Annotated in this window: 22 protein-coding genes and 3 pseudogenes; 15 read left to right on the forward strand and 10 right to left on the reverse strand. The window is 70.4% G+C overall.

Features of this window, described 5'->3' with window-relative positions; genetic code table 11:
* Positions 1-3 precede the first annotated feature (3 nt).
* A pseudogene (locus tag OHA58_RS35745) lies at positions 4-273 on the forward strand (PucR family transcriptional regulator ligand-binding domain-containing protein); the annotation flags it as partial.
* On the opposite strand, the pseudogene OHA58_RS35750 reads toward OHA58_RS35745, so the two are convergent.
* Both OHA58_RS35750 and OHA58_RS35755 read right to left on the reverse strand, forming a co-directional pair.
* A pseudogene (locus OHA58_RS35750) lies at positions 267-503 on the reverse strand (helix-turn-helix domain-containing protein); the annotation flags it as partial. The pseudogenes OHA58_RS35745 and OHA58_RS35750 sit on opposite strands and share 7 nt — an antisense overlap.
* Before the next feature lie 49 nt (positions 504-552).
* Positions 553-1182, reverse strand: coding sequence for a helix-turn-helix domain-containing protein (locus tag OHA58_RS35755; RefSeq protein ID WP_405483846.1), 630 nt, complete (start codon positions 1180-1182; stop codon positions 553-555).
* A gap of 77 nt (positions 1183-1259) precedes the next feature.
* Between OHA58_RS35755 and OHA58_RS35760 the strand changes: the two genes are divergently transcribed.
* Entirely contained in the window at positions 1260-2222 is a 963-nt protein-coding gene (locus OHA58_RS35760) for a class I SAM-dependent methyltransferase (RefSeq protein WP_405483847.1), read from the forward strand.
* 130 nt (positions 2223-2352) lie between these two features.
* Positions 2353-2535, forward strand: coding sequence for a hypothetical protein (locus tag OHA58_RS35765; RefSeq protein WP_405483848.1), 183 nt, complete (start codon positions 2353-2355; stop codon positions 2533-2535).
* 111 nt (positions 2536-2646) lie between these two features.
* On the opposite strand, the gene OHA58_RS35770 is transcribed toward OHA58_RS35765, so the two are convergent.
* Positions 2647-2793 (reverse strand): hypothetical protein, encoded by a 147-nt coding sequence (locus OHA58_RS35770; RefSeq protein ID WP_405483849.1) that lies wholly within the window; start codon positions 2791-2793, stop codon positions 2647-2649.
* 148 nt (positions 2794-2941) lie between these two features.
* Positions 2942-3232, reverse strand: a complete 291-nt coding sequence (locus OHA58_RS35775) for a hypothetical protein (protein WP_405483850.1) — start codon at positions 3230-3232, stop codon at positions 2942-2944.
* A gap of 356 nt (positions 3233-3588) precedes the next feature.
* On the opposite strand from OHA58_RS35775, the gene OHA58_RS35780 reads away from it, so the two are divergent.
* Positions 3589-5070, forward strand: coding sequence for an APC family permease (locus OHA58_RS35780; protein WP_405483851.1), 1482 nt, complete (start codon positions 3589-3591; stop codon positions 5068-5070).
* Here the strand turns inward: OHA58_RS35780 and OHA58_RS35785 are convergent.
* A complete protein-coding gene (locus OHA58_RS35785) occupies positions 5051-6634 on the reverse strand; it encodes a PucR family transcriptional regulator (RefSeq protein ID WP_405483852.1) in 1584 nt (527 codons plus the stop codon). The two genes, OHA58_RS35780 and OHA58_RS35785, sit on opposite strands and share 20 nt — an antisense overlap.
* Positions 6635-6727: 93 nt before the next feature.
* Between OHA58_RS35785 and lysA the strand changes: the two genes are divergently transcribed.
* Positions 6728-8002 carry a diaminopimelate decarboxylase gene (gene lysA, locus OHA58_RS35790; protein WP_405483853.1) on the forward strand — a complete coding sequence of 425 codons (1275 nt, stop codon included), beginning with the start codon at positions 6728-6730 and terminating at the stop codon, positions 8000-8002.
* A gap of 75 nt (positions 8003-8077) precedes the next feature.
* Here lysA and OHA58_RS35795 read toward each other — a convergent pair whose 3' ends face one another.
* Positions 8078-8779, reverse strand: coding sequence for an alpha/beta hydrolase (locus tag OHA58_RS35795; RefSeq protein ID WP_405483854.1), 702 nt, complete (start codon positions 8777-8779; stop codon positions 8078-8080).
* A 158-nt stretch (positions 8780-8937) separates the two neighbouring features.
* On the opposite strand from OHA58_RS35795, the gene OHA58_RS35800 reads away from it, so the two are divergent.
* Positions 8938-9825, forward strand: a complete 888-nt coding sequence (locus tag OHA58_RS35800) for an oxygenase MpaB family protein (RefSeq protein ID WP_405483855.1) — start codon at positions 8938-8940, stop codon at positions 9823-9825.
* A 36-nt stretch (positions 9826-9861) separates the two neighbouring features.
* Here OHA58_RS35800 and OHA58_RS35805 read toward each other — a convergent pair.
* Positions 9862-10320: pseudogene (locus OHA58_RS35805) on the reverse strand (discoidin domain-containing protein); the annotation flags it as partial.
* 61 nt (positions 10321-10381) lie between these two features.
* Here OHA58_RS35805 and OHA58_RS35810 point away from each other — a divergent pair.
* A complete protein-coding gene (locus tag OHA58_RS35810) occupies positions 10382-10786 on the forward strand; it encodes an ACT domain-containing protein (RefSeq protein WP_405483856.1) in 405 nt (134 codons plus the stop codon).
* A gap of 16 nt (positions 10787-10802) precedes the next feature.
* Here the strand turns inward: OHA58_RS35810 and OHA58_RS35815 are convergent, their stop codons facing one another.
* The gene (locus OHA58_RS35815) at positions 10803-12086 is read right to left on the reverse strand and encodes an ROK family protein (RefSeq protein WP_405483857.1); all 1284 of its coding nucleotides are present in this window, start codon (positions 12084-12086) and stop codon (positions 10803-10805) included.
* A 189-nt stretch (positions 12087-12275) separates the two neighbouring features.
* On the opposite strand from OHA58_RS35815, the gene OHA58_RS35820 reads away from it, so the two are divergent.
* The 7 genes from OHA58_RS35820 (at position 12276) to OHA58_RS35850 (ending at position 19826) form a co-directional block, all read left to right on the forward strand.
* Entirely contained in the window at positions 12276-13589 is a 1314-nt protein-coding gene (locus tag OHA58_RS35820; protein ID WP_405483858.1) for an ABC transporter substrate-binding protein, read from the forward strand.
* A gap of 11 nt (positions 13590-13600) precedes the next feature.
* Positions 13601-14596 carry a carbohydrate ABC transporter permease gene (locus OHA58_RS35825; protein ID WP_405483859.1) on the forward strand — a complete coding sequence of 332 codons (996 nt, stop codon included), beginning with the start codon at positions 13601-13603 and terminating at the stop codon, positions 14594-14596.
* A gap of 34 nt (positions 14597-14630) precedes the next feature.
* Positions 14631-15470 carry a carbohydrate ABC transporter permease gene (locus OHA58_RS35830; protein WP_405485349.1) on the forward strand — a complete coding sequence of 280 codons (840 nt, stop codon included), beginning with the start codon at positions 14631-14633 and terminating at the stop codon, positions 15468-15470.
* A gap of 47 nt (positions 15471-15517) precedes the next feature.
* Positions 15518-16891 (forward strand): GH1 family beta-glucosidase, encoded by a 1374-nt coding sequence (locus tag OHA58_RS35835; RefSeq protein ID WP_405483860.1) that lies wholly within the window; start codon positions 15518-15520, stop codon positions 16889-16891.
* Positions 16892-16962: 71 nt separating this feature from the next.
* Positions 16963-18627, forward strand: coding sequence for a molybdopterin-dependent oxidoreductase (locus OHA58_RS35840; protein ID WP_405483861.1), 1665 nt, complete (start codon positions 16963-16965; stop codon positions 18625-18627).
* A gap of 85 nt (positions 18628-18712) precedes the next feature.
* The gene (locus tag OHA58_RS35845) at positions 18713-19096 is read left to right on the forward strand and encodes a hypothetical protein (protein WP_405483862.1); all 384 of its coding nucleotides are present in this window, start codon (positions 18713-18715) and stop codon (positions 19094-19096) included.
* A gap of 151 nt (positions 19097-19247) precedes the next feature.
* Complete coding sequence (locus OHA58_RS35850; protein WP_405483863.1) at positions 19248-19826, forward strand: hypothetical protein; 579 nt, start codon at positions 19248-19250, stop codon at positions 19824-19826.
* A gap of 392 nt (positions 19827-20218) precedes the next feature.
* Here OHA58_RS35850 and OHA58_RS35855 read toward each other — a convergent pair whose 3' ends face one another.
* Entirely contained in the window at positions 20219-21643 is a 1425-nt protein-coding gene (locus OHA58_RS35855; protein ID WP_405483864.1) for a purine-cytosine permease family protein, read from the reverse strand.
* 1 nt (position 21644) lies between these two features.
* On the reverse strand, positions 21645-22814 hold the full coding sequence (locus tag OHA58_RS35860) for a serine hydrolase domain-containing protein (RefSeq protein ID WP_405483865.1): 1170 nt from the start codon (positions 22812-22814) through the stop codon (positions 21645-21647).
* 83 nt (positions 22815-22897) lie between these two features.
* On the opposite strand from OHA58_RS35860, the gene OHA58_RS35865 reads away from it, so the two are divergent.
* Positions 22898-23794, forward strand: coding sequence for a LysR family transcriptional regulator (locus OHA58_RS35865; RefSeq protein WP_405483866.1), 897 nt, complete (start codon positions 22898-22900; stop codon positions 23792-23794).
* Positions 23795-23910: the final 116 nt, after the last annotated feature.

Consider the following 23910-nt stretch of genomic DNA (forward strand, 5'->3'; position numbering starts at 1 on the left):
CACATGCACATCGAACATCTCCTGAGGGACGAGTCACTCGGCCTGCGCCTGCTCTGGGCCGACGAACCGCACCTGCGGCAGGAGATCAGCGGCGTGACCGTCACCGACCTCGAGGACCCGGCCCGCTTCGTGCGGCCGGCCGAGGTCGTGCTCAGCGGCCTGGTGTGGTGGACCCGGCGGAGCGGGCCGGCCAAGGCGGACCGGTTCGTCTCCGCGCTGAGCACGGCCGGCGCGGCCGTGCTCCTCGCGGGGGAGGAGACGCACGGCGCCGTCACGATCCCGGTGAACGAGTTGCGCACCGACGTGCGCGGCGCCTCTGCCACGCCCCGATCGGCTTCCGCGGCCCGGCTCTTGGCGAACCGCGCGAGACCGACACCGTCGATCACACGGTTCCCCGTCCCGTCCCGCCCCATCGTCAGCCGGCCGCTGTCGGCCCACCGACGCACGGTCTCCCCACTCACCCCGAGCAGGCGCGCGGCCTGGCCAATGCTGTACGACGACACATCGGAACCTTAGCCGTGCCGGGCGCCGGCCTCTCCTGGGGGAGGCGGCTCACCGGTGGGGCTTGGCGCGGACGTGCATCCGTTCCCCCTGCCGCCCGAAGAGGCTGAGGAGTTCGACGGGCCGGCCGTCCGCGCTGCTGAACCAGTGCGGGACCCGGGTGTCGAACTCGGCGGCCTCGCCAGGGCCGAGGACCAGATCGTGCTCGGCGAGCACGAGCCGCAGCCGGCCGTCCAGCACGTACAGCCACTCGTAGCCCTCGTGCGTACGGAGATCCGGCTCGCAGCCCCGGTCGGCGATGACCATCTTGTACGCCTGAAGAGGGCCGGGCGACCGGGTCAGGGGGACGAACGTGCCGCCGCTCGGCATCGGGCGTGGCGTCAGCCGGACCCGGGGATCCCCCACCTCGGGAGCGCCGACCAGCTCGTCCAGGGGCACACCGTAAGCACCGGCCAGCGGCAGCAGCAGCTCGAGGCTCGGGCGGCGCTGTCCGGACTCAAGGCGGGAAAGAGTGCTCTTGGAGATGCCGGTGACCTCCGAGAGCGCCGCCAGGGTGAGACCGCGCCGGTCGCGCAGCCGCCTCAGCCGCGGGGCCACCTCGTCGAGGACCGCTTGATACGGCACTGGCTTGTCCACGTCGTCCGTGCCGTCCGTGTCATCCACGTCATCCGCATTCTCCATGCGGGCATCTCACCCGGCTGTCCCGGAAATGGCAACACAGATTGCCGTTCACGCGCGACGGGTGCACGCTCCTGGCCATGAGCACACACAGCAATCCCGCGAAGAGCCACGGACACGAGAACGGGCATGGTCACGGGCACGGGCATGACCACGGTTCCGACAGCACCGAGATCGACTGGGAGGCCATGGCCGACACACTGGAGAACAACGGCGATCTGCACCTCCCTGTCCTGCGGCAGACGGCGGCCCGGCTCGCTGAACTGCTCGGCCCGGGCAAGGAGGTCCGCCGCGTCCTCGACATCGGCAGTGGCCCGGGCGTGATGACCTGTGCGCTCGCCGAGGCCTTCCCGGACGCCGAAGTCGTCGCGGTGGACGGCGCGCCCGCACTCCTCGACCGTGCTCTGGTCCGAGCCGAGCGGCTCGGACTCGGCGACAGGATGGCGATCCGGCACGCGGAGCTGCCCGGCGACCTGGAAGGCGGCGAAGGGCACGCGGGCGGCGGTCTCGGCGAGGCCGATCTGATCTGGAGCAGCAAGGCCGTGCACCACATCGGTGATCAGCAGGGGGTACTCGACGCGCTCGCCGGCGCGCTGCGGCCCGGCGGCATGCTCGCGGTGGCGGAGGGCGGACTGCCGATGCGCTACCTCCCTCGCGACATCGGTATCGGCAAGCCCGGTTTCCAGGCGCGGCTCGACGCCCTGCTGGAGTACTGGTTCGAGCAGATGCGCTCCGAGCTGCCGGGCAGCACCAGCACGGTCGAGGACTGGCCCGCGATGCTCGGCAAGGCGGGACTCACGGACGTAGGCAGCTTCACGTACCTGCTCGACGTGCCGGCGCCCCTGGGTGAGACGGCCCGCACGTTTCTGCACAACCAACTGACCCGGCTGCGCGACGTGATGAGCGAGTCCCTGGACGCCGACGACCGCAAGACGCTCGACGTCCTGCTCGACGACACGGCGCCGGAGGGCATCCTGCGGCGCCCCGACGCGTTCGTGCTCTCGGCCACCACCGTCTTCGCGGGTGTGCGCCGGGCGTCCTGACGGCCGGCGGGCGGGGTGCTCCGTCTGCGTGGAACGTGAGGGCTCGTTTGTGTGATGCGCCTGTGTGGCTGGCGTGATCCGCGTTCCCGGCTGTGCTTACCGTGGCCTCTCGTCGAGGGTTGGAGCACGCATGCCCGAGCAGGAACTTGAAGTGGAGACGCGGCGGGAACCGTCCGTGCCGTTGGGCGTCGGGGTGCGGCGGGCCACGCTGGACGACGGTCGCGTGGTGACCATCGTGTGCGAGGCGGGGCTGCCCCAGAACGAGGTGAACGCCATCGCCGCCCGCGTGGCCGAGTCGAGCCCGGGGCGTTGACACGTCGACGTCGCAACGCCCCCGCTCACCCGGCGCGGGGGCGTTGCGACGTGCCCCGCAGAGGCACTTGAGCATGCAGAGGCACGTGAGCGTGCAGAGGTACGTGAGCGTTCAGCGCCAGAGCAGGTCGCAGATCGCGAGCCCGGCCGCGTTGGTGCCCGGGCCCGCGGGCCCGGACGAGCCGGTGACAAAGCTCAGTTGCCGGCGGCGCGTCTTCTCCGAGAGGGGCCGGCCGCCCGCGTAGCCCCGGACTTGCATCGGCCGCAGCCCGATGGCCTCGCAGAACGGCCGTGCCGCGGCGTTGAACTCCCATACGCTCGCGACCAGGCGCCGGCATCCGGCTCGGCGTGCGGATGGACCAGCCGCCGTGAGGCGTTCGCGGCGGGGGCAGGGCCGGTGCCTCACGTCACCCGAGCAGGGCGGCGGGGCGGGACATGAGCCACCTCTGGACGGCGAGCGCGACGGTGCCGTCGAGGGCGCTGAGCGCGTCGATGGCCTCCATGTCGTCGGGGTGGGGCGGGATCCCGGCGGTGGTGAGCGTGGCGTTCAGGCTGAGGCGGTGCCGGTCACGGGAGGTCAGGCACGTGTGGGCCGGCGGAGCCAGGTCCAGGCGCTGAGCCGGGTCGGGCAGCGGGAGCAGGAAGTCGGCGCCCGCGTCCAGGTCGGGGGTCGGCAGGACGGTGGCAGGAGAGTTCATGGCACTTCCTCACGACGGTCGGACAGTGTCGGTCTGTGTCGGTCAGGAGGCTGCCGGGCCACCGGTTGGTTGCGTCCTGTCCCCCACAGCACCCGAACGCCGTAATCACAGCACAAAGGCGGACATCAACCGCCTATCGGAGAAGGTGCTTTCACCTGCGCTTTCACCTGCGCATTCACCTACGCCGCCACCTGCACCTCCGGCGATGCGAGGCATGGTTCGCGCACCTGTCGCATTGGCCAAAGCGTCCTGCCGCTCTTGTACGGATCCGACGTTGAGTGTGTGGTCCGGGTGCCGCAACATCCCCCGCAGCCCCTCGCGATCCACCGCGGGGCGTGGGACATCCAGGAGGACGCATGCGCGTGACGGCCCGTCAACTGTGCCGCCGTAAGCCGCTGGAGAGCATGATCGGCGAGGCGGAGGGCGAGGCCTCGGGGCCGGGCGGTCTGCGGCGCAGTATGGGGCTGACGCAGCTGACCCTGCTGGGGATCAGCTCCGTCGTGGGCACCGGCATCTTCTTCGTGCTCGGCACCGCGGTCCCCAAGGCGGGACCGGGCGTGGTGCTCTCCTTCGTCGTCGCGGCGGTGGTCGCGGGACTCGCGGCGCTCTGTTACGTCGAACTGGCCGGCGCGATCCCGGTAGCGGGCAGTACGTACTCGTACACCTACGCCTCCCTCGGTGAGGGGGCGGCGTATCTGGTCGCCTGGTGTCTGATCCTCGAGTACGGCGTCGCGGTGTCCACCGTGGCCGTGAGCTGGGGGCAGTACCTCAACGAACTCACCGATGCGCTCTTCGGGTTCACGCTGCCCGACGCGATCAGCCAGCCGCCCGGGGCCGGGGGAGTGGTGAACATCCCCGCGCTCGTCGTGGTGTTGCTCTGTTCCCTGCTGCTGGCGCGCGGCACACGCGAGTCCGCACGCCTCAACGCCGTGATGGTGTGCGTCAAGCTGAGCGTCCTCGTACTGTTCGTCGCCGTGGCGTTCACCGCGTTCCGGGCCGGTCACTTCGCCGACTTCGCGCCGCACGGAGCGTCCGGCATCGGGGTTGCCGCCTCCGCCGTCTTCTTCTCCTACGTCGGCTTCGACACCGTCGCCACGGCGAGCGAGGAGGTCCGCAATCCGCGGCGCACCATCCCGCTCGCGCTGCTCCTGACGCTCGGCGCGGTCACGGTGCTGTACATCCTGGTGTCCCTCGCGGCGGTCGGCGCGCAGCCCACCGGCCGGTTCGGTGCGCAGGCCGACGCCGGCGAGGCGGTCCTCGCCGAGATCCTGCGCGACGTCACGGGCGCGGGCTGGCCCGTCGTGCTGCTGTCGGCCGGTGCCGTGGTGTCGATCTTCAGCGTGGTGCTGGTGACCCTGTACGGGCAGACCCGCATCCTCTTCTCGATGGCCCGCGACGGGCTCGTCCCCGAGATCTTCCGCCGTGTCGACCGCAAGCGGCACACGCCGGTCGGCAACACATGGATCGTGGGCGCCGGCGTCGGAGCGCTGGCCGCGTTCGTGCCGCTCCAGTACCTGGCCGACCTGACCAGCATGGGAACCCTCGTCGCGTTCGTGGCCGTGGCGGCGGCCGTGGTCGTCCTGCGCCGCATCGCCCCCGACGCGCCGCGGCCGTACAAGGTGCCCCTGTATCCAGTCGTGCCGATCGTGTCCGCGGCGTCCTGCCTCTACCTCGCGTGGCTGCTGCCGGGCATCACGTGGGCGCTCTTCGGCGGGTGGCTGGTGCTCGCGGCGATGCTCTACCTGGTGTTCGGCCGTCGCCACTCCGCCCTGCGTGAGCGGGCAGTCGCACACGAGCGCGCGGAGGCCGACGTCTCAACTACCGCTGCGCAAGCCTGAGTTCGAGCCAAGCGGCAAGCCGAACCTCGCGGTCGTCGAGGTCAAGGCCGAACAGTTCGCGCACGCGCCGCAGCCGGTAGCGCAGGGTGTTGGGATGCACCCGCAGACCGGCTGCGGCGCTCGCGACGTCGCCGGTCGCGTCCAGCCAGGCCGTGACCGTCGCGGCGTAGTCGGTGCCCTGCTCCGCGTCGTGCGCCAGCAGCGCGGCGACCCCGGGCAGCCGCAGCCACGGCTCCCGACGCAGCTCGTCGGCAAGCCGGTTCAGCAGGACGACATGGCGTACGTCCTCCGCGGTGGCCGTGGGCGCGCCGGCCCCGCCGCCGTCGGTGGCCCGGAGGATGTCGTCCGCCTCGCGCCGCAGCGCACCGGCCCGCAGGAGATCCGGGTACGCCCGCGTCACCACGGCCCGCACCGGCGTACCGAGGGCAGCCCGTACGGTTCCCAGCGCACCGTCCGCGAACCTCCGCGCGGCGGCGGGCGAGAGCGAGGTCAGCAGCACGTACACCGCACGTGCCGACGCCGTCACCGTCGCCGACGGGAGATGCGCCGCGCAGTACCGGACCAGGGACGACTCCAGGTGGGCGATGAGGGCGCTGCCCTCGTCCGGGGCGAACGCGGCCAGGCACACCTTCTCCCCCTGGCCGAGCCCGAGCCGCGCCGCTGCCTCGTCGGCCGGCAGCCCGTACCCCTCCAGGAGCGCGCGCAGCGTGTCCCGGCGCATGCGCTGCTCGGCCTCGGTCGCGTTCAGCGCGCGCAGCAGATGCGGGGCCGCCAGCCGCGCCGCGTCCCGCAGCGCCGACTCGGCCTGCTCCGGCAGGCCGCCCTCCGGCTCGATCGCCCACAGCGTCCCCAGCGGCAGCGTCCCCGCCCGCACCGCGACCGCCGCACGCGCCAGTTCGTCGCGCGCCCGGGGGAACCGGACCACGCCGTCGGCCGCCAGCACATCGCGGTACTGCTGCCGCTGTCCCGGGTCGTCAGGAACCCGCCGCTCCAGGATGCCGCGCTCGCGCAGACTGTCGATGCGCTGACCGGGGACGTTCGAGTAGGCGACGACATGCTGGTCGAGGTCCTCCACCGCCACCGAACCGCCCACGACGGCGGCCACCGCGTCGGCCAGCGAGAACAGCTCCTCGCTTCCGGCGGGGGCCGACGGGGACAGGTCACCCACTCCGTACGCCGCGAGCGCGCAGCCGATCTCCGCATCCACGTACCGCCACGGCACAGCGTCGCCGGCGGCAAGCACCGCCAGGGAGCACCGCTCGGCCTCGGCGGTCAGCCGATCCGCCTCCTGGCCACGGCACTTGACGACCACCCCCGCGTATCCCTCCGCCGCCGCGCGGCGCAGCACGGTGCCTGTACGCGGATCGGCCACGTCCGCGCCGACGAGCAGCAGCAGTGCCGACGGGGCCGCGGGCAGCGGGTCGCCCGGGTCGTGGATGACCGTGCCGCGCACGGGGACGTCGAGGCCACTGGGTGCCGCGAGTACGCGGAGGGGGCCGGTGGGGCCGACCAGGAAGCGCAAGGAACCCGCCGCCCGTCCGTCGGGGATTGTCCGATCAGACAATGGCGGCCTCGATTCCTGGGGCGGGACGCCGGTGAAGGCGACGGGGGAAGCCGTCAGGATAGGCCCATCGACCAGGGACAGGAGCCATCGCCCATGAGCGCCACGACCGCCACCTCAGATATCGTCGGACTCTTCCCGAAGGGGACATATCTCGCCCCGGACGGCGAGATCGTCGTCGGTGGATGCCGCCTCGACGACCTCGCCGAGCGTTTCGGCACCCCGGCTGTCATCGTCGACGAGGGTGCTCTCAGAGCCCGGGCGCGCGAGTACGTAGACGCCTTGAGCCGCCATTGGCCGAACGGACAAGTCGTCTTCGCTTCGAAGTCCTTCCCGTGCACCGCCGTCGTCCGGGTGATGGTCGAGGAGGGGCTCGGCGTGGATGTCGCCGGCGGCGGGGAACTCGTGGCCGCACTCGCCGCGGGCGCCGACCCGGCCCGGCTCGTCGTCCACGGCAACGCCAAGACCGACGAGGAACTCGCCATGGCGGTCGGCGCCGGAGCCGGCACGATCGTCATCGACAACTTCGACGACATCGACCGCCTGGAGAAGATCGTCACGGACGAGCAGCGCGTCCTGATCCGTGTCATCCCGGACGTCGAGGCCGACACCCACGAGGCGATGGCCACCGGCCACGCCGGTTCCAAGTTCGGCCTCTCCGTGCCCGACGCCGTGCGCGCCGCGGCCCGGCTGCGCGCCAGTGACCGGCTCCGCCTCGACGGCGTGCACGTCCACGTCGGCTCGCAGCTCCTCGACACCGCCCCGTTCGCCCGCGCCGTCGAGGCCATCGCCTCCCTCGGCGAGCTGGGCGAGCACGCCGTGTACGACCTGGGCGGCGGCCTGGGCGTCCGCTACACGTACGCGGACCAGGCGCCGACGGTCGACGAGTACGTACGGACGCTGACCGACGCCGCCCGCGCCCACCTCCCCGCGAACGCCCGGCTGATCATCGAGCCCGGGCGGTCCCTGGTCGCCGAGTCGGCGCTCACCCTCTACCGCGCGGTCACCGTCAAGCGGGGCCGTCCCCGCGCCCTCGTCGCCGTCGACGGGGGCATGGGCGACAACCTCGAACCGATGCTGTACGGCCAGCGCTTCGAGGCGACCGTCACCTCCCGCGTCGGCGGCGGCGAGCCCTGCGACCTGGTCGGCCGCCACTGCGAGTCGGGCGACACCCTCATCCGTGACGTACCGCTGCGGGCGCCGGCCGTCGGCGACCTGATCGCGGTACCGGTCACCGGCGCGTACTGCTACTCGATCTCCAACAACTACAACGGCGCCCGCCGCCCCCCGGTCGTCTTCTGCCACGACGGCGAGGCCCGCGCGGTGGTTCGCCGCGAGACGTACGAGGACCTGCTGCGCCGCGACCAGTGACGGTGTCCTTATAACCGGTGACGGTGTCCTTATAGGGGAGTGGTGCCTGACGGCCTCCGCCGCCGGATCCCCCGGCTATACCGACCGGGCGACGGCCGCCACCACCTGGGCCGTCGCCAGGCCGAAGGCGTGAACGGAGGCACCGGCAACGCAGCGGTCCGCCGCCGGATCGTACACGCAGCCGAGCACCCCGGCGTGATCGGTGGCCTGTTCGCTGAGTGCGCTGTCCCAGCCCTGCGCGCGCAGCGCTTCGTGCAGTTCCCGCGAGGACTCGACGGGGACGGAGGCGTCATCCGTGCCGTGCACGAGGCGTACGGGCACACGTGCCGTCGCGCGGCCGAGCGCCTGAAGGGGCACGGCTCCCGTGGTGCGCGCCGGGCGCCGGTAGCCGCCCGCGATGCCGACGACCGCGGCGGGTGGCCGGCCATCGAGCAGTTCCGGGTCCAGGGCCACTCCCAGAGCGGCGCCCGCCCCCGCCGACCAGCCGGCGACGACCAGCTGCCGGGAGTCGCCGGCGAAGTCGCGGGCGAACCGCAGCGAATCGGTGAGATGCGCGCGGCCCTCGTCGGGGGTGTCCGAACGCCAGTCGGGGACGAGGACGGTGAGGCCCAGTTCGGCGATGTCCTGGGCCAGCGGGACCATCACATCGCGCTCGTCGGTCCCGATGCCGTGCCACAGAAGGACACAAGGGCCATCGGCCTGGGGGGAGTTGTGGATGTCGAGAGGCTTGTGCTCCCTGCCGGTGGGATAGGACACGGTGCGGATCGTTGCGCTCAAGGCCGTTCCTCCTGGCCGCCGGAATGCTGCATCATGACCTCATCCTTGCCGCACCACCGCCGCGAAGCCTCCCCGGGTGGCCGGGACGGACACACGCGACCTGCCACGACCGGACAAAGTAGGCTGGATACGCGCATCCGAAGGGACGTCACGTCACCATGAGACTGACCGGACCGGACGGCCGCGGAGTGCAGGAGCGGCTGGGAAAGAACCTCTTCGCCCGTGTCGCGGGCCCCGAGGGGCCGAAGAACCGCGTCCGTATCCACGAGACCCCCGGACCGCGCTGGTTCGGCCCGGACCGCCCCATCCGCACGGTGCACGGGGACGCGTCCATGTTCATCGGCGGGATCTCGGCCCTGTTGCTCCAGTCGCTCCACCCCCTCGCCATGGCCGCGGTGTCCGCCCACTCCGGCTTCCGCGGCGACCCCTGGGGCAGGCTCCAGCGCACGAGCACCTTCCTGGCGATGACGACGTACGGCCCCGCCGAAGGTGCCCAAGAGGCCTGCGACCGGGTGCGGGCTGTCCACGCGCGGGTGCGCGGGGTGACCGCTGACGGCGAGGCCTATCACGCGGGGGACCCGCATCTGCTCGGCTGGGTCCACATTGCGGAGGTCGACAGCTTCCTGCGCGCTCATCAGCGGTACGGCGCCCACGCGCTGACCGACGACGAGTACGACGGATACGTCGCCGACGCGGCGCGCGTGGCCGCCGCGCTCGGTGTCCTGGACCCGCCCGCGAACCGGGAGGAGCTCGCCGAGCGGTTCACGGCGTACCGGCGTGAGTTGCGTGCGACACCGGAGGCGCGCGGCGCGGCTCGCTTCCTTCTCCTCAACCCGCCGGTGCCGCTGGTCGCCCGGCTCCCGTACGGGGTTCTCGCCGCGAACGCCATTTCCCTGCTGCCCAGTTGGGCGGCGGCGGAACTGCGCCTGCCGCGGCTGCCGTTGGTCGACACCGTGGCCGTCCGTCCGCTCGGCCGCGGCGTCACTTCGTTGGTGCGCTGGGCCATGGCGCCCAACCGGCCCCTACCGACCCCACCGGCAGCCTGACCTCGCCTCGGTGGGGCCGGCCCTTGGCGTCCTGCGTCATTGACCCGTATACGCCTCCAGTTCGGAGAGCTGCGCGGCGGGCCACCCGGTGTTGGCGGTGAAAGTGAGCCGTAGGTAGCGGGTCGGTGTTCCGGTCAGAGTGACGTCCGCCGTGTTGTTGCTGTTCGGGTCGAAGGTGTTGCCGGCGGACGCCTTGAGTGTGGTGAACGCGGAGTTGTCGGTGCTGCCCGACACGCTCAGCATCTGTGTGCGGGTCGCCCACGCCGCCGAGGGTGGCAGCTTCAGGACGAGGCGCTTGACCGCCTTGGCGGAGCCCAGATCGACGGTGATCGTCTGCGGGAAGGCGCTGTTCGTGCTCTCCCAGTACGAGCCCGCGTCGCCGTCCACGGCGTTCGACGCCTTGTAGACGTCGGCGTGCCCGGATTCCGCGACCGGGCGGCCCTTGGCGAGGTTGCCGGGGTCGGACGGCGGGTCGGTGGGCGGGTCGGCCGGGTCGCCGCCGCCCTCCGTGGCCGTGTGGCGTGCGCGATCGTGCGTGCCGCCTACTCTGGTGATCATGAGTGGCGAGAGGGATCTGCGGGCACTGTTGAGCGGCATGCGGCCGGAGCTGAACCCCGGGTGCTACGTGTTCACCACCGTCGACGGTGCGATGCCGCCCGGCGTCACCCCCGTGGTGACCGTCGCCGAGCGGGAGGCCCTGACGCTGGTGGTCCCGCTGGAGGAGGCCGACGCGGCAGGTCTCGCCCACGACTACGTGGCGGGGTGGATCACCCTGCGCGTCCACTCGGCGCTGGACGCCGTGGGCCTGACCGCAGCCGTCGCCCAGGAGCTCGCCACCGCGGGCCTGAGCTGCAACGTCGTGGCAGGGTTCCACCATGACCACCTCTTCGTCCCGCACGAGCAGGCGGAAGAGGCGGTGGCGCTGCTGGAAGACCTCGCGCACCGGGCGGCCACCACGTGACGATACCGGGCACGGGTCACCCGAGCACGCGGCCCTCAAGTGCCGTGCGCCAGGCGGGCGGTGTCGGTTCCTGGGCCGGGGTGTCACGGCGGCCCCCGCGGGCGAAGAAGTCCTCCAGGGGAAGGGTCGCCGCCCCGACGGTGACCGCGTCGGGGCCCAGCTTGCCCAGTTCGATGGTGGCCTTTCCGGCCGGGTAGGACAGGGCGTACTTCGTGGTGTGCTTCCGGACGTCGTCGAGGAAACGGGAGCCGAACTGGAGCCCGGCCCAGCCGCCGATCAGGATGCGCTCCGGCTGGAAGAGGTTGATCAGGTCGGACAGCCCGGCGCCCAGGTATTCGGCCGTCTTGGCCATCACCTCGTAGGCCACCGGGTCGGGATCGGCCCCGTCCGTCGGGCACGCGGCGGCGAGCAGCGCCGTCAACTGGGTCTCCTCGTCGACGTGTCGGGGCGGCTGTCCACCGGCCTCGCGCCACCGCTCCAGTACGGACTCGGCCCCCGCGTACGCCTCCAGGCAGCCCGGCGCGCCGCAGCGGCACGTCCGCCCGCCGGCCTGGACCGTCAGGTGGCCCCACTCCAGCGCCCTCCCTTTGCCCTCCGCGAAGAGGCTGGCGCCGACCCCGGTGCCGAAGAGGACGATCGCGGCGCTGCGCGCTCCGCGTCCGGCACCGAACCACATCTCCGCCTGCCCGAGCGTCTTGGCGCCGTTGTCGATGAAGTACGGGACTGTGGAGGGGAGTTGGGAGGACGCTCGCAGCAGCGCCTCCAGGGGGACCGCGTCCCAGCCGATCGTCTGGCAGTGGACCACGGCCCCGGACTCGGGGACCCGCTCGACGACGCCGGGAACGCCTATCCCGATCCCGAGAAGGTCGTCCGCCGGCACGCCGGCCTCGGCGAGTACCCGCTCGATGCCGCTGCGGATGTGTTCCACGATGACGGCGACGTCGTACCCGTCGCCCGTCAACGGGATGTCGGCGCGGGCGAGTTCGGTGAGGGTCACGTCGAACACCTCCACGCGGACGCGGGTCTCGCCGACATCGATGCCGATCAGGTTGCCGCTGCGCGGGCTGACGCGGAGCAGGATGCGCGGCCGGCCGCCGTCGGAGTCCAGGCTGCCGGCCTCCTCCACAAGCCCGTCGGCGGCGAGTTCGGCCACGACGTTGCTGACGGATCCTGAACTCAGGCCCGTGAGAGGGCCGAGTGCCTGGCGGCTCGTCGGGCCGTCGAAATACAACTGTTGCAGTATCACTGCTCGGTTGGCTCTGCGCAGGTCACTCACCGTGCGTCTGCTCCGCCGATCCATCTGGGCTCCTTCCTGACCTGCGACAGACGCAAGGTACCCCTGCAGAAACCCTTGACGCGACCTTTCCGCGCGGTTTAACTCACAGCCTAAATTAAGTCGTGGGTGACTTCAGGAACTGAACGCCGAGCGCTTCGGCCTGCAGACCCGCGCCCCGGCTTGGACGCTCCTGAGGAAGGGACACCTGGAGCCATGCAAAGAATTCGAGCACTCGCCAGTAGCGCGGTCGTCGTCTCCCTGCTGGCCGCGGCGACCGCCTGCGGCGGGGGTTCATCCAGTGAGGGATCGAACGAGTCGCCCAAGACCCTGACGTACTGGGCGTCCAACCAGGGGCCGAACGTCGAGGCCGACAAGAAGATCCTCCAGCCCGAACTCGACAAGTTCGAGAAGCAGACCGGCATCAAGGTCAAGCTGGAGGTCGTCCCCTGGTCGGACCTGCTCACCCGCATCCTCACGGCGACCACCTCGGGTGAGGGCCCCGACGTCCTCAACATCGGCAACACCTGGTCGTCCTCGCTCCAGGCGACCGGCGCCCTCCTCCCGTGGGACCAGAAGAACTTCGACAAGGTCGGCGGCAAGGACCGCTTCGTGGAGTCGGCGCTCGGCTCGACCGGCGCGCAGGGCAAGGACCCGGCCGCTGTACCGCTCTACTCGATGGCCTACGCGCTCTACTACAACAAGGCGATGTTCAAGGAAGCCGGCATCACCGAGCCGCCGAAGACCTGGGACGAACTCACCGCGGACGGCGCGAAGATATCCAAGGGCGGCAAGTGGGGACTCGGCGCCGAGGGCTCCAACCTCTCCAACAACATCCACCAGGTGTTCGTCCTCGCCAAGCAGCACGGTGGCGACTTCTTCACCGCGGACGGCAAGGCCGACTTCACCAACGACGCCGCGGTCGCGGCCGTCAAGCAGTACGTCGACATGATGGCCACGAACAAGATCATCGCGCCCGGCAACGCCGAATACGCGAAGAACCAGTCCCTCAGCGACTTCTCCAAGGGCAAGACCGCCATGGTGCTGTGGCAGGCCGCGGCCACCACGTTCAAGTCGCAGGGCATGCAGGACGACGAGTGGGGCGTCGCTCCGGTGCCGGTCCAGTCGGGTGCGCCCGGCGCGGGCAAGGCCACGAACTCGATGGTGGCGGGCATCAACCTCGCCGTCTTCAAGAACACCAAGAACATCGACGGCTCCCTGAAGTTCGTGAAGTTCATGACGAGCGACGCCGAGCAGAAGCTGCTCTGCAAGACCTACGGCTCCATCCCGCCGGTCAAGGCCGCCCAGAGCGACCCGGCCTTCGACCGGCCAGAGCTCAAGGTGCTGCGCGAGACCCTCGCGACCAGCGCCACCGCGCTGCCCCAGGTGTCGGACGAGTCCCAGTTCGAGACCTCGGTCGGCACCGCCGTCAAGAACCTCTTCGCCCAGGCGGCGAACGGCAAGAAGCTCTCCACGGCTGACGTCAAGGCCGAGCTGACCAAGGCTCAGCAGCAGATGGCCAGTCAGTGAGCGATGTGCCCATGACCACCATCGTGAACTCCCCGAAGGGGGATCCGGCGGTGCGTGAGGACACCCCCGGGGCGACGCGCAAGCCGCGCCGCCCCGGGCGCATCCGCCGCCTGGGACTTCCGTACCTGCTGTTGCTCCCCGCGCTGCTGCTCGAGATCCTCGTCCACCTGCTGCCGATCGCCATCGGGTTCTTCATGGCGTTCAAGGAGCTGACCCAGTTCTATCTGCGGAACTGGGGCGCGGCTCCCTGGACCGGCCTCGGCAACTTCGACGTGGCCGTCGACTTCAACGAACCCGTCGGAAAGGCGCTGCTCCACTCGTTCTGGATCACCTGCGTCTTCACGCTCATGTCGGTCGGCCTGTGCTGGCTCCTCGGCACGGCGGCGGCCGTCTTCATGCAGGAGACGTTCACCGGCCGCGGCTTCCTGCGGACCCTGTTCCTGGTGCCGTACGCCCTGCCCGTCTACGCGGCCGTGATCACCTGGGCGTTCATGTTCCAAAGGGACAACGGCCTGGTCAACCACGTACTCCACGACCAGCTCGGACTTGCCGACGGGCATCCCTTCTGGCTCATCGGAGACAACAGCTTCTTCGCGCTGCTGACCGTCTCGGTGTGGAAGGGCTGGCCGTTCGCCTTCCTGATCGTGATGGCCGGGCTCCAGAACATCCCGAAGGAGCTCTACGAGGCCGCCGCCATGGACGGCGCGGGCATCTGGCAGCAGATCCGGCGCATCACCATTCCCTCACTGCGCCCGGTCAACCAGGTGCTCGTACTCGTCCTGTTCCTGTGGACGTTCAACGACTTCAACACACCGTTCGTGCTGTTCGGGCGGGCGGCCCCCGAGGCGGCCGATCTCATCTCCGTGCACATCTACCAGTCGTCCTTCGCCACCTGGAACTTCGGCACCGGCGCGGCCATGTCCGTACTCCTGCTGCTGTTCCTGCTCCTGGTGACGGGGATCTACCTGGTGCTCACCTCACGAGGGAGGAAGGTCCCCCGTGGCTAGCCCCACCGTCCCCCGCGGCGCTCCGCGCTCGCCGATGGCGTCCCCGCGCTCCTTCATCTGGTCCCGCCGGATCTTCCTGACCCTGCTCACGGGCTTCGTCCTGCTGCCCGTCTACGTCATGATCTCCAGCTCGCTCAAACCGCTGGAGGACGTGTCGGGCAAGTTCCGCTGGATGCCCAGCGGGCTCACCGTCCAGCCCTACTTCGACATCTGGAAGACCGTCCCGCTGGCGAAGTACTTCTGGAACTCGCTGATCGTGGCCGGCGCCGCGACGGTCTGCTCCGTCGTGATCGCCGTCTTCGCCGCCTACGCGGTCAGCCGCTACCAGTTCCGCGGCAAGCGCGTCTTCACGGTGACGGTCCTGTCGACCCAGATGTTCCCCGGCATCCTCTTCCTGCTGCCGTTGTTCCTCATCTACGTCAACATCGGCCAGTCCACCGGGATCGCCCTGTTCGGCTCACGCGGCGGACTGATCCTCACGTACCTCACGTTCTCCCTGCCCTTCTCGATCTGGATGCTCATCGGGTACTTCGAATCGGTCCCCAGAGACCTCGACGAGGCCGCGATGGTGGACGGCTGCGGACCGCTCAAGGCGCTGTTCCGCGTCGTCGTCCCGGCGGCGATCCCCGGCATCGTCGCGGTCGCCGTGTACGCCTTCATGACCGCCTGGGGAGAAGTGCTCTTCGCGTCCGTCCTGACGACCGACGCCACCCGCACCCTCGCCGTCGGCCTCCAGAACTACTCCACCCAGAACGACGTGTACTGGAACCAGATCATGGCCGCCTCACTCGTCGTGAGCATCCCCGTGGTCGCCGGATTCCTGCTGCTCCAGCGCTACCTCGTCGCCGGTCTGACCGCCGGGGCCGTGAAGTGAGCAGTACACCGGACCGTGCCGCCGACCCCTCGCCCGAAAGGACGTCAGTGTCCAAGCCCATCGACTTCGCCGCTCTCCCGAAGGACTTCGCCTGGGGCACGGCCACCTCCGCCTACCAGATCGAGGGAGCCGTCGCCGAGGACGGCCGTGCTCCCTCGATCTGGGACACGTTCTCGCACACCCCCGGCAAGGTCGACAACGACGACCACGGGGACGTTGCCTGCGACCACTACCACCGCTGGCGCGAGGACATCGCGCTGATGAAGCAGCTCGGCACCAACGCCTACCGGCTCTCGCTCGCCTGGCCGCGGATCTTGCCCGGCGGCGACGGCCCGGTCAACGTCAAGGGACTCGACTTCTACGACCAGTTGATCGACGGCCTCCTCGAAGCCGGCATCGAGCCGTCCGTCACCCTCTACCACTGGGACCTCCCGCAGACCCTCCAGGACCGCGGCGGCTGGCCCGAGCGGGACACGGCGAAGCACTTCGCCGACTACGCCACCGTCGTCGCCGAACGCCTCGGCGACCGCGTCACCCAGTGGGCCACCCTCAACGAACCTCTGTGCTCGGCCTGGATCGGCCACCTCGAAGGCCGCATGGCCCCCGGTTTCACCGACCTGACCGCCGCAGTCCGCGCCTCGTACCACCTGCTGCTCGGCCACGGCCTCGCCACCCGGGCGATCCGCGCCGCGGCGCCCGACGCGCGTATCGGCATCGTCAACAACCTCTCCACCGTCCAGGCGGCCACCGACCGGCCCGAGGACCTCGCCGCGGCCCACCGCATGGACGGCCACACCAACCGCTGGTGGCTCGACCCCGTCCACGGCCGCGGCTTCCCCGCCGACATGCGCGACGTCTACGGGGTCGAACTCCCCGAGCAGGCAGGGGACTTGGAGACGATCGCCGCCCCGCTCGACTGGCTCGGCCTGAACTACTACATGCCGGCCGTCGTCGCCGACGACCCCACGGGCCCCGCCCCGCACGCCCGCGAGGTACGCCGCCTCGGCGTCCCGCGCACCGGCATGGACTGGGAGATCGACGCGAGCGGCATCGAGACCCTGCTCCTGCGCCTCACCCACGAGTACGGCGCCCGCAAGCTCTACGTCACCGAGAACGGCTCCTCCTTCCCCGACGTCGTACGGCCCGACGGCTCCGTCGACGACCCCGGACGCATCGAGTACCTGGAAGACCACCTCGCGGCCTGCGCCTCCGCCGCCCGCAAGGGAGCACCGCTCGCCGGGTACTACGCCTGGTCCCTCCTCGACAACTTCGAGTGGGCCTACGGCTACGACAAGCGCTTCGGCCTCGTCCACGTCGACTACAAGACGCAGCGGCGCACCATCAAGGGCAGCGGCCACCGCTACGCGGACATCGTCCGCAGGCACCGGCAGGGGAGGGGGCTCAGGGGCAACGCGGCCTGACCCGCTCTCGCGGCTTTTGTGCCCGTACGCTCGCGCATGTCCGCTTGAATGCGTGCGGTATCGCCTACAGCATGGTCGGGCTGACGAAGCTCGAGGGTGCGGCGGCATGCCGCGAGGAAGGTTTCCCCATTTCTGGAGCGGGCGAGAACCGGAATTTCCGGGGGCGGCGCGGTGCGCGGCGGCGCGACTGCCTCGGCGCGCTGAGCGGACTGCTGGCCGGTTACGCGGCCCTGGCCGCCGCCGAGCTGGCGGCGGCCGTCGTCCGTCCCCAGGCGAGCCCCGTGGTGGCCGTGGGAGGCGCGGCCATCGACCGCACGCCGACCGCGCTCAAGGACTGGGCGATCCGGAACTTCGGAACGAACGACAAGCTCGTTCTGCAGCTCGGCATCGTCGCCGTGCTGGCCATTCTCGCGGTGGTCCTGGGCCTCGTCGCCGTCCGCCACCGCCGCGTCGGATCGGCCGGCGTCCTGCTGTTCGGTGTGATCGGCGCACTGGCGGCCACCACGCGCCCCGACTCGACGGGCGTCGCCGACGCCGTGCCGTCCGTGGTCGGCGCGCTGGTGGGTGCCTGGCTCCTGTACGCGCTCAGCGGACGCGCGCGCTCCACGCCGACCGAGGAGCCACCCGAGGGAAGTGCCGAACCCGGATGGGACCGGCGCGGGTTCATCACGCTCGCGACGGCCGCCGCCGTCATCTCCACCGGCGCCGGGCTGCTGGCCCGGTCGTCGCGCGGCACGCAGGACGTGAACGCCGTGTCCTCACGCAACGGCGTCAAACTGCCCGCTCCGGCGTCTCCGGGAAAACCCACTCCGGCGGGCGCCCAGTTGGCGATCCCCGGCGTCGGCGCGTTCACCACGTCGAACAAGGACTTCTACCGGGTCGACACCGCTCTGGTGGTGCCGATGGTGGACGCGACGAAATGGCGGCTGCGGATCCACGGCAAGGGCGTCACCCGCCCCGTCACCCTGACCTTCGACGACCTGCTGCGAAGGCCGCTCATCGAACGCGCCATCACCCTCACCTGCGTGTCGAACGAGGTCGGCGGCACCCTGATCGGCAACGCCCGCTGGATCGGCGTACGCCTCGCGGACGTGCTCGCCGAGAGCGGCGTCAGACCCCCGTCGAAGGGCGGCCCCGCGGACCAGCTGGTCGCGCGCTCCGTCGACGGCATGACGATCGGCAGCCCCGTCGAGGACATCATGGACGGGCGCGACTCGATGCTGGCGCTGGGGATGAACGGTCGGCCCCTGCCGTTCAGCCACGGCTTCCCCGTGCGCATGCTCGTCCCCGGTCTGTACGGCTATGTGTCGGCCTGCAAGTGGATCGAGGACATCGAGCTCACCACCTTCGCCGACTACGACGCGTACTGGGTGAAGCGGGACTGGGCCCAGCAGGCGCCAATCAAGACGGAGTCCCGCATCGACACCCCCAAGCCCTTCGTGAGCCGCAAGGCCGGCACGGTCATGGTCGCGGGCGTGGCCTGGGCGCAGCAGCGCGGGATCGAAAAGGTCGAGGTCCGCGTCGACGACGGGCCGTGGGAGCGGGCGACCCTCGCGGCGGAGGACACCCGCGACACCTGGCGCCAGTGGTCCTACCCGTGGCAGGCGACCTCCGGAGGACACCGCCTCACGGTCCGCGCGACCGATGGCACCGGCCGGACGCAGACGGCGAAGCGCGCCGACCCCGTACCGGACGGGGCGAGCGGCTACCACTCGATCCGGGTGGAGGTCGGCTGACGCAGGTGAAGGGCGACGGACCACGGCCCGTCGCCCTTCACGGGTGGGGTGGCGAACTGGGCTGCGGGTGGACTGCGCCCAGGCGGTGACCTGGCAGGACAGCACCGCGGCCCGTGATTTCGCCTCGCTGCAGCGGCTGTTCGGCATGGGGCCCCTCGTGCCGGAGGCGCAGGTCGAGCGCACGGATGCAGACCGGCTGCGGGCCTGGATGGACTGGAGTGTCTGGCCTCAGGTGCTCGAGCACCTGGACGAGGACCCAGAAGACGCGAACGACCTGTACGGCGAGGCCCTGTGCGAGTACGCCATTGGTCAGGACGCCCGTGTCCGCGCCGGCGATCACTCGATGTGGCGGAGGGGTGCATGGCATGCGCGACCTGGGGTCAGCCCTCCCGTGCCGATTCGGGCGTCAACTCCGGCCCTCCGGAAGGTCGTTGACGTGCATCTCCACACCTGGTCACCGCTGGCCTGAAGATTCGCGATGCCGAAGGGGAGCCGTGGGAAAGCGTCAACGGCGTCGTGAACGCCATCAGCAGAACACCCGCAAGCGGCAGCAGCAAGCTGCCCGCTCACGTCAGGAAGCAGGGCGCCCTCGCCACCTTGTGCCCAGCTCGGAGCAGCCGTTGCTCGAGGTTCATTTCGAGGACGGGGCGAGCGCCGAAGACGAGAGGCTGTGTCTGGCCTACTGGGCGCTCACGGAGCCAGGGGCGTGGAGTCACAAGGTTGCTGATATCGGCTCCGCATCGATGGTCACCCGCACCGTCAAGGCACTCAGCCACGCCCGTCTACTGACGCTGCTGTGCCCGCAGTGCAGTGATCCGCTGACCGTACGTACTCGATCCGAACTGGCCACCATGCGGCCGTGGAGCATGGGGGAGTTCCCGCTGGAGGCGCGGGCCGCGAACGTGCCGTGCGAGCAATGCCATGCGGCCGCCGCCCAGGCGCGTCAGCGTGCAGAGCGACTCACCGCCGAGGAACGCCGGCAGGAGGCCGAGCGAGCTGAGGCCGAGCGCCGAGCGGCGGATCAGGCGAAGGTGGACAACGCCGGCCAGTGGCTGGCCGACCACCGCTCGCGGGCCGAGCCGGCGGAGCTGCCCGAGCAGGCGGCAGACGCGCTCGCCCTCCTCACGATGATCGAAATCATGGCGCGAGCGTGGCAGCCGCTTCGCGTAGCCAGTCCGCTGCGTTGGTGCTGTGCGTGATCCAGGCGAGTTCGGCTGGGTGCAGCACCGGGAACGTGTCGGTGACAGCGGGACGTGGGGTGTGCGGATAGGCGGCTAGGGCGGCGGACGATCCGACTTACCCCACCGCCGGGTGAATGACTGCTGCTGACTGCGCGCCTGAAAGACGGCACGGCCGTAAAGGCAGATCATGATCGCCATGCCGCCCTCCGCCATCGCCTCCGCCATCGCCTCCGCCATCGGCTACGCGATCGAGCAGCCCAACGGCGTCGACGTCAGCGAGATCGTCGTTCGGCCCACCGTGCAAGCCTGACAACGCCGCGGGAGCCGCTCGCATCGACGCCCATCGGGATCCCTTTCGCCTGACCTCGCCGGGGAGCATCCTCGTCGCGGCTTGCGCAGACCTTGGACGCTCAGTCGACCGAAAGCTGCGCGTCCGAGCCGGGTGCCGATGCTCGCGCGCCGACGGGTTGCGCGACCTTTCGGGTACGCCGCGTATGGGCCAGGTACAGCACCGTCGCCACCAGCAGGCCGACGATCCAGGAGATGTCGGCGCCGCCCAGGTAGTCGACCAGCGGCCCGGTGTAGAGGCTGCTGCTGATGAAGGGGATCTGCGCCGCAATGGCGACCAGGTAGACAACGACGGCCGGCCAGTTCACCAAGCCGTACTCGCCCCGAGGCCGGAAGAGCTCGCCGACGTCGTAGTGGCCGCGCCGTACGACGTAGTAGTCGGTGAGGTTGATGGCGGTCCACGGCACCAGCAGGTACAGCAGGAACAACGTGATGTTCTCGACAGTGCTCAGGATGTGGCCGCTTGCCATCAGAGTGGCTGCGATCGTGAGCGCGGCGCTCACCACGATGAAGACGGCGCGCACCAGCGGCGTCGCCGAGCCGTGGCCCTTGGCCGAGAAGGCGCTGACCGCGGTGAGGTACATACCGTAGTAGCCGTACACGCCGGCAGGGACGATGCCGATGACGATGGCGAGCAGGATGGCCGAGCTCAGCGCCGGGATCTGCTGGCTGAGCATGCCGATGGCATCGTCGCCCACCCCTTCGGCACTGATCGTGGCGGCGAACGCGCCGAGGATCATCACCCACGAGGAGCCGAGTGCCGAGCCGGCGTAGGTCCACAGGAACGTGGTCCGCGACGGGGTGTCCTCGGGGAGGTAGCGAGAGTAGTCCGAGACGTACGGCGCCCAGGTGAGCTGCCACGAGACGAAGATCGATATGACGAGCAGGACGGTGCCGAACGACGGAGCCGGGCCGCTCGGCAGGTGCTCCGGCAAGTGACCGGCCAACGCGATCGTGAGGGCGAGGAACAGCAGCCCCGAGACCACGCTGACCACCCGGGTCGACAGATGGATGACCTTGTACCCGACGATCGCGATGACCGCCGGGACCGCGCCCTGGATGATCACCGACCAGGTGAACGAGATGTGGGCCCAGTTCGCGAAGGCCTGCCCGGTGATGACGCCACCCTCGATACCGAATCCCATGTACATGCACAGGACGATCACGACCGGCAGCAGCGTGCCGAGGAATCCGAACTGCGCACGGCTCTGGATCATCTGCGGCACGCCCAGACGGGGACCCTGGATCGAGTGGTAGGCCATGAACACGGCACCGAGGAGGTTGCCGATCAGGATGGTGGCGACGGCCCAGGGAAGGTCGAGGCCGAGGGTGACCGCCAGGACGCCGGTGACGAACGCGGTGATCTGCACGTTGCTGGAGAACCAGACCGTGAACAGGTGCCACGGCTTGCCGTGGCGCTCCTCGGGCGGGACGTAGTCGATCGAGTGCTGCTCGATCGACTCGCCGTGTGATCGGTTGCGGTCCATCTCATGCCTCCTGCCGGGTCAGGGCGGCCGCACGGGCGATGGCGCCCAGCGCGTCCAGGTGAGCGGGTGTGTCGGCGACCGGCTGGTCGGTGGCGGAGAACTTCGCGATGACGACGTCGCTCTGCGGGTCGAGCCAGAGGTACTGGCCGAAGATGCCGACACCGTAGAAGGACCCATGGTCGTCGCCCGGGATCCACCACTGGTTCTTGTAGGTGCCACCCGCCGCCGAGTCGGACTCGGCCGTGGTCGCGAAGTGCCCCCCGCGGCGGGTCCGCGCGATCCAGTCAGCCGGCACCACGGGTGTGCCCTCGCGCCACCCGTCGTCGAGAACCAGGCGCCCGAATCGCGCGAGATCGCGCAGTCGCATCCCCATCCCGGCACACGCATAGGGCGTTCCGTGGTCGTCGACCGTGACGAAGGCGTCGTCCTCGGCGCCGATCCACGACCAGAGATGTCGCCGCATCAGCTCGCCGTAGCCCGCGCCGCCGGCGCGTTCGAGCACCCACGCGAGGACGTCGGTGGTCCCCGAGCAGTACTGGAAGTCGGCGCCGTGCCGGCCGGCGCCGCGCAACTGGGCCAGGAACGGCCGGGTGCCGACCACGTCCTCGGGCCGGCGCGGCCGCCATCCGGCAGCGCGGTCGCCCGCGTGAACCTCGGCGGTGGGCTCCAGGTACGACATGTCGTAGTGCGGCGCCGCGGTCATGTCGAGCAGCTGCCCCACGGTGGCACCGGCGTAGGAACCCGCCGCCAGCTCCGGGACGTACGTCGGGACGGTCGCCTCGAGGTCGAGGAGGCCGGCGGCGGCCAGCACCCCGGCCAGCATGCCGGCGAACGACTTCGAGATGGACATCACGATGTGGTGAGACGCGGAGGTGAACTCACCGAAGTAGCGCTCTGCGAGGATCGTGTCGCCGCGCAGCACGAGGATGCCGTCGGTGTGCGTGCGAGCGAGGAACTCCTCTGCGCTGATCGGCCCCCCTTGGGGGCCCGGCACGGTCAGAAGGTCCCAGTCCAAGGGCTCACTCGCGGGCACCAGCATGCGTGCCGGCGCCTCACCGCGAGCGATGGTCGTGCAGGGGACCACGTCCTCGACCCGGTGCAGACCGAGTCGGTGGTGAGGTGGGGTGAGCCAGTTGCCGGACGAGATGTCTGAGGAGGTCATGGAGGTCATGGAGGAGATGGTGATCCCGGTCACCTACTCCTGTCCAAGACCTAACTACTACCCATCATGATGCCGTTTCGGCATGATGAGGCATGGAGCTACGACACCTGCGGTGCTTTCTGACTGTCGCGCAACTCGGTACCGTCACGGCCGCCGCCAACCAGCTGCACATCGCTCAGCCCGCGGTGTCCCGCCAGATCCAGCGCCTGGAGCGCGACCTCGGCGTCACGCTCTTCCGCCGCAACGGCCATCGGCTGTCCCTCACGGACGCGGGCCGCCACACGCTCGACGTGGCGCACGACCTGCTCACCCGGGCCGACCGGCTGACGACGGTCGCGGGACAGCTGGCCGACGGACAGCTGACCCGGATCTCCTGCGTGGCCGCCCCCACCACGCTGGACTACGTCCTCGCTCCGTTCGTCGCCACCCTCGACGACGACGACCCGTTCATCGCCGTCGTCTCGGTCCTCGGCGACGAGGTGCACGAGGCGGTCGCCGCCGGACACGACTTCGGCATCGCCGCGAACATGCCCCCCGCGGGCGGCCTTGCCTGGCAACGCCTCACCCGCGTGCCGCTCCACGCTTACGTCAACCCGGGCCACCCCTGGGCCCGCGACACCAGCGTCACGCTGGACGAGCTGATGGAGCAGCCTCTCCTCCTTCCGGGCCGAACGGACCCGACGCGCACCGTTCTCGACGCAGCTGTCATCGCGGCCCGACTCCGGTATCAACGCCACACTGAGGTCCCGTGGGAGCAGATGCGCCACGCCCTGGCGGCAGGGCGGCGTGGCGTCGCGATCGGGACCGAGTTGCCGCGGTTCGGTACTCGTCCCGTGCTCGTTCTCGACACCGATGGCGCTCCCGTCCAGCTCCCCATCCACGCGTGCTGGAGCCCCGACCACTACGCGGCCGCCGCGCTCGAGCAGTTGGCCACGCGACTCGGCACCTTTGCCGAGCAGGTCGTCCGCCCCGAGGCCGAAGCGATCTGAGGCGCAGGCGGCCGGGTGCGCGGCCAGGGCTGAGGCAAGCACGGTCTGCGCCTGGCCGGTGGCGTAGTTGGGGGCGGTTTCGATCCGCCGCTCGCCGGAGGCGGTCGCGGGAAGCA

The organism is Streptomyces sp. NBC_00009 (assembly GCF_045040855.1).
In the GTDB taxonomy this organism is placed as follows: domain Bacteria; phylum Actinomycetota; class Actinomycetes; order Streptomycetales; family Streptomycetaceae; genus Streptomyces; species Streptomyces aureus.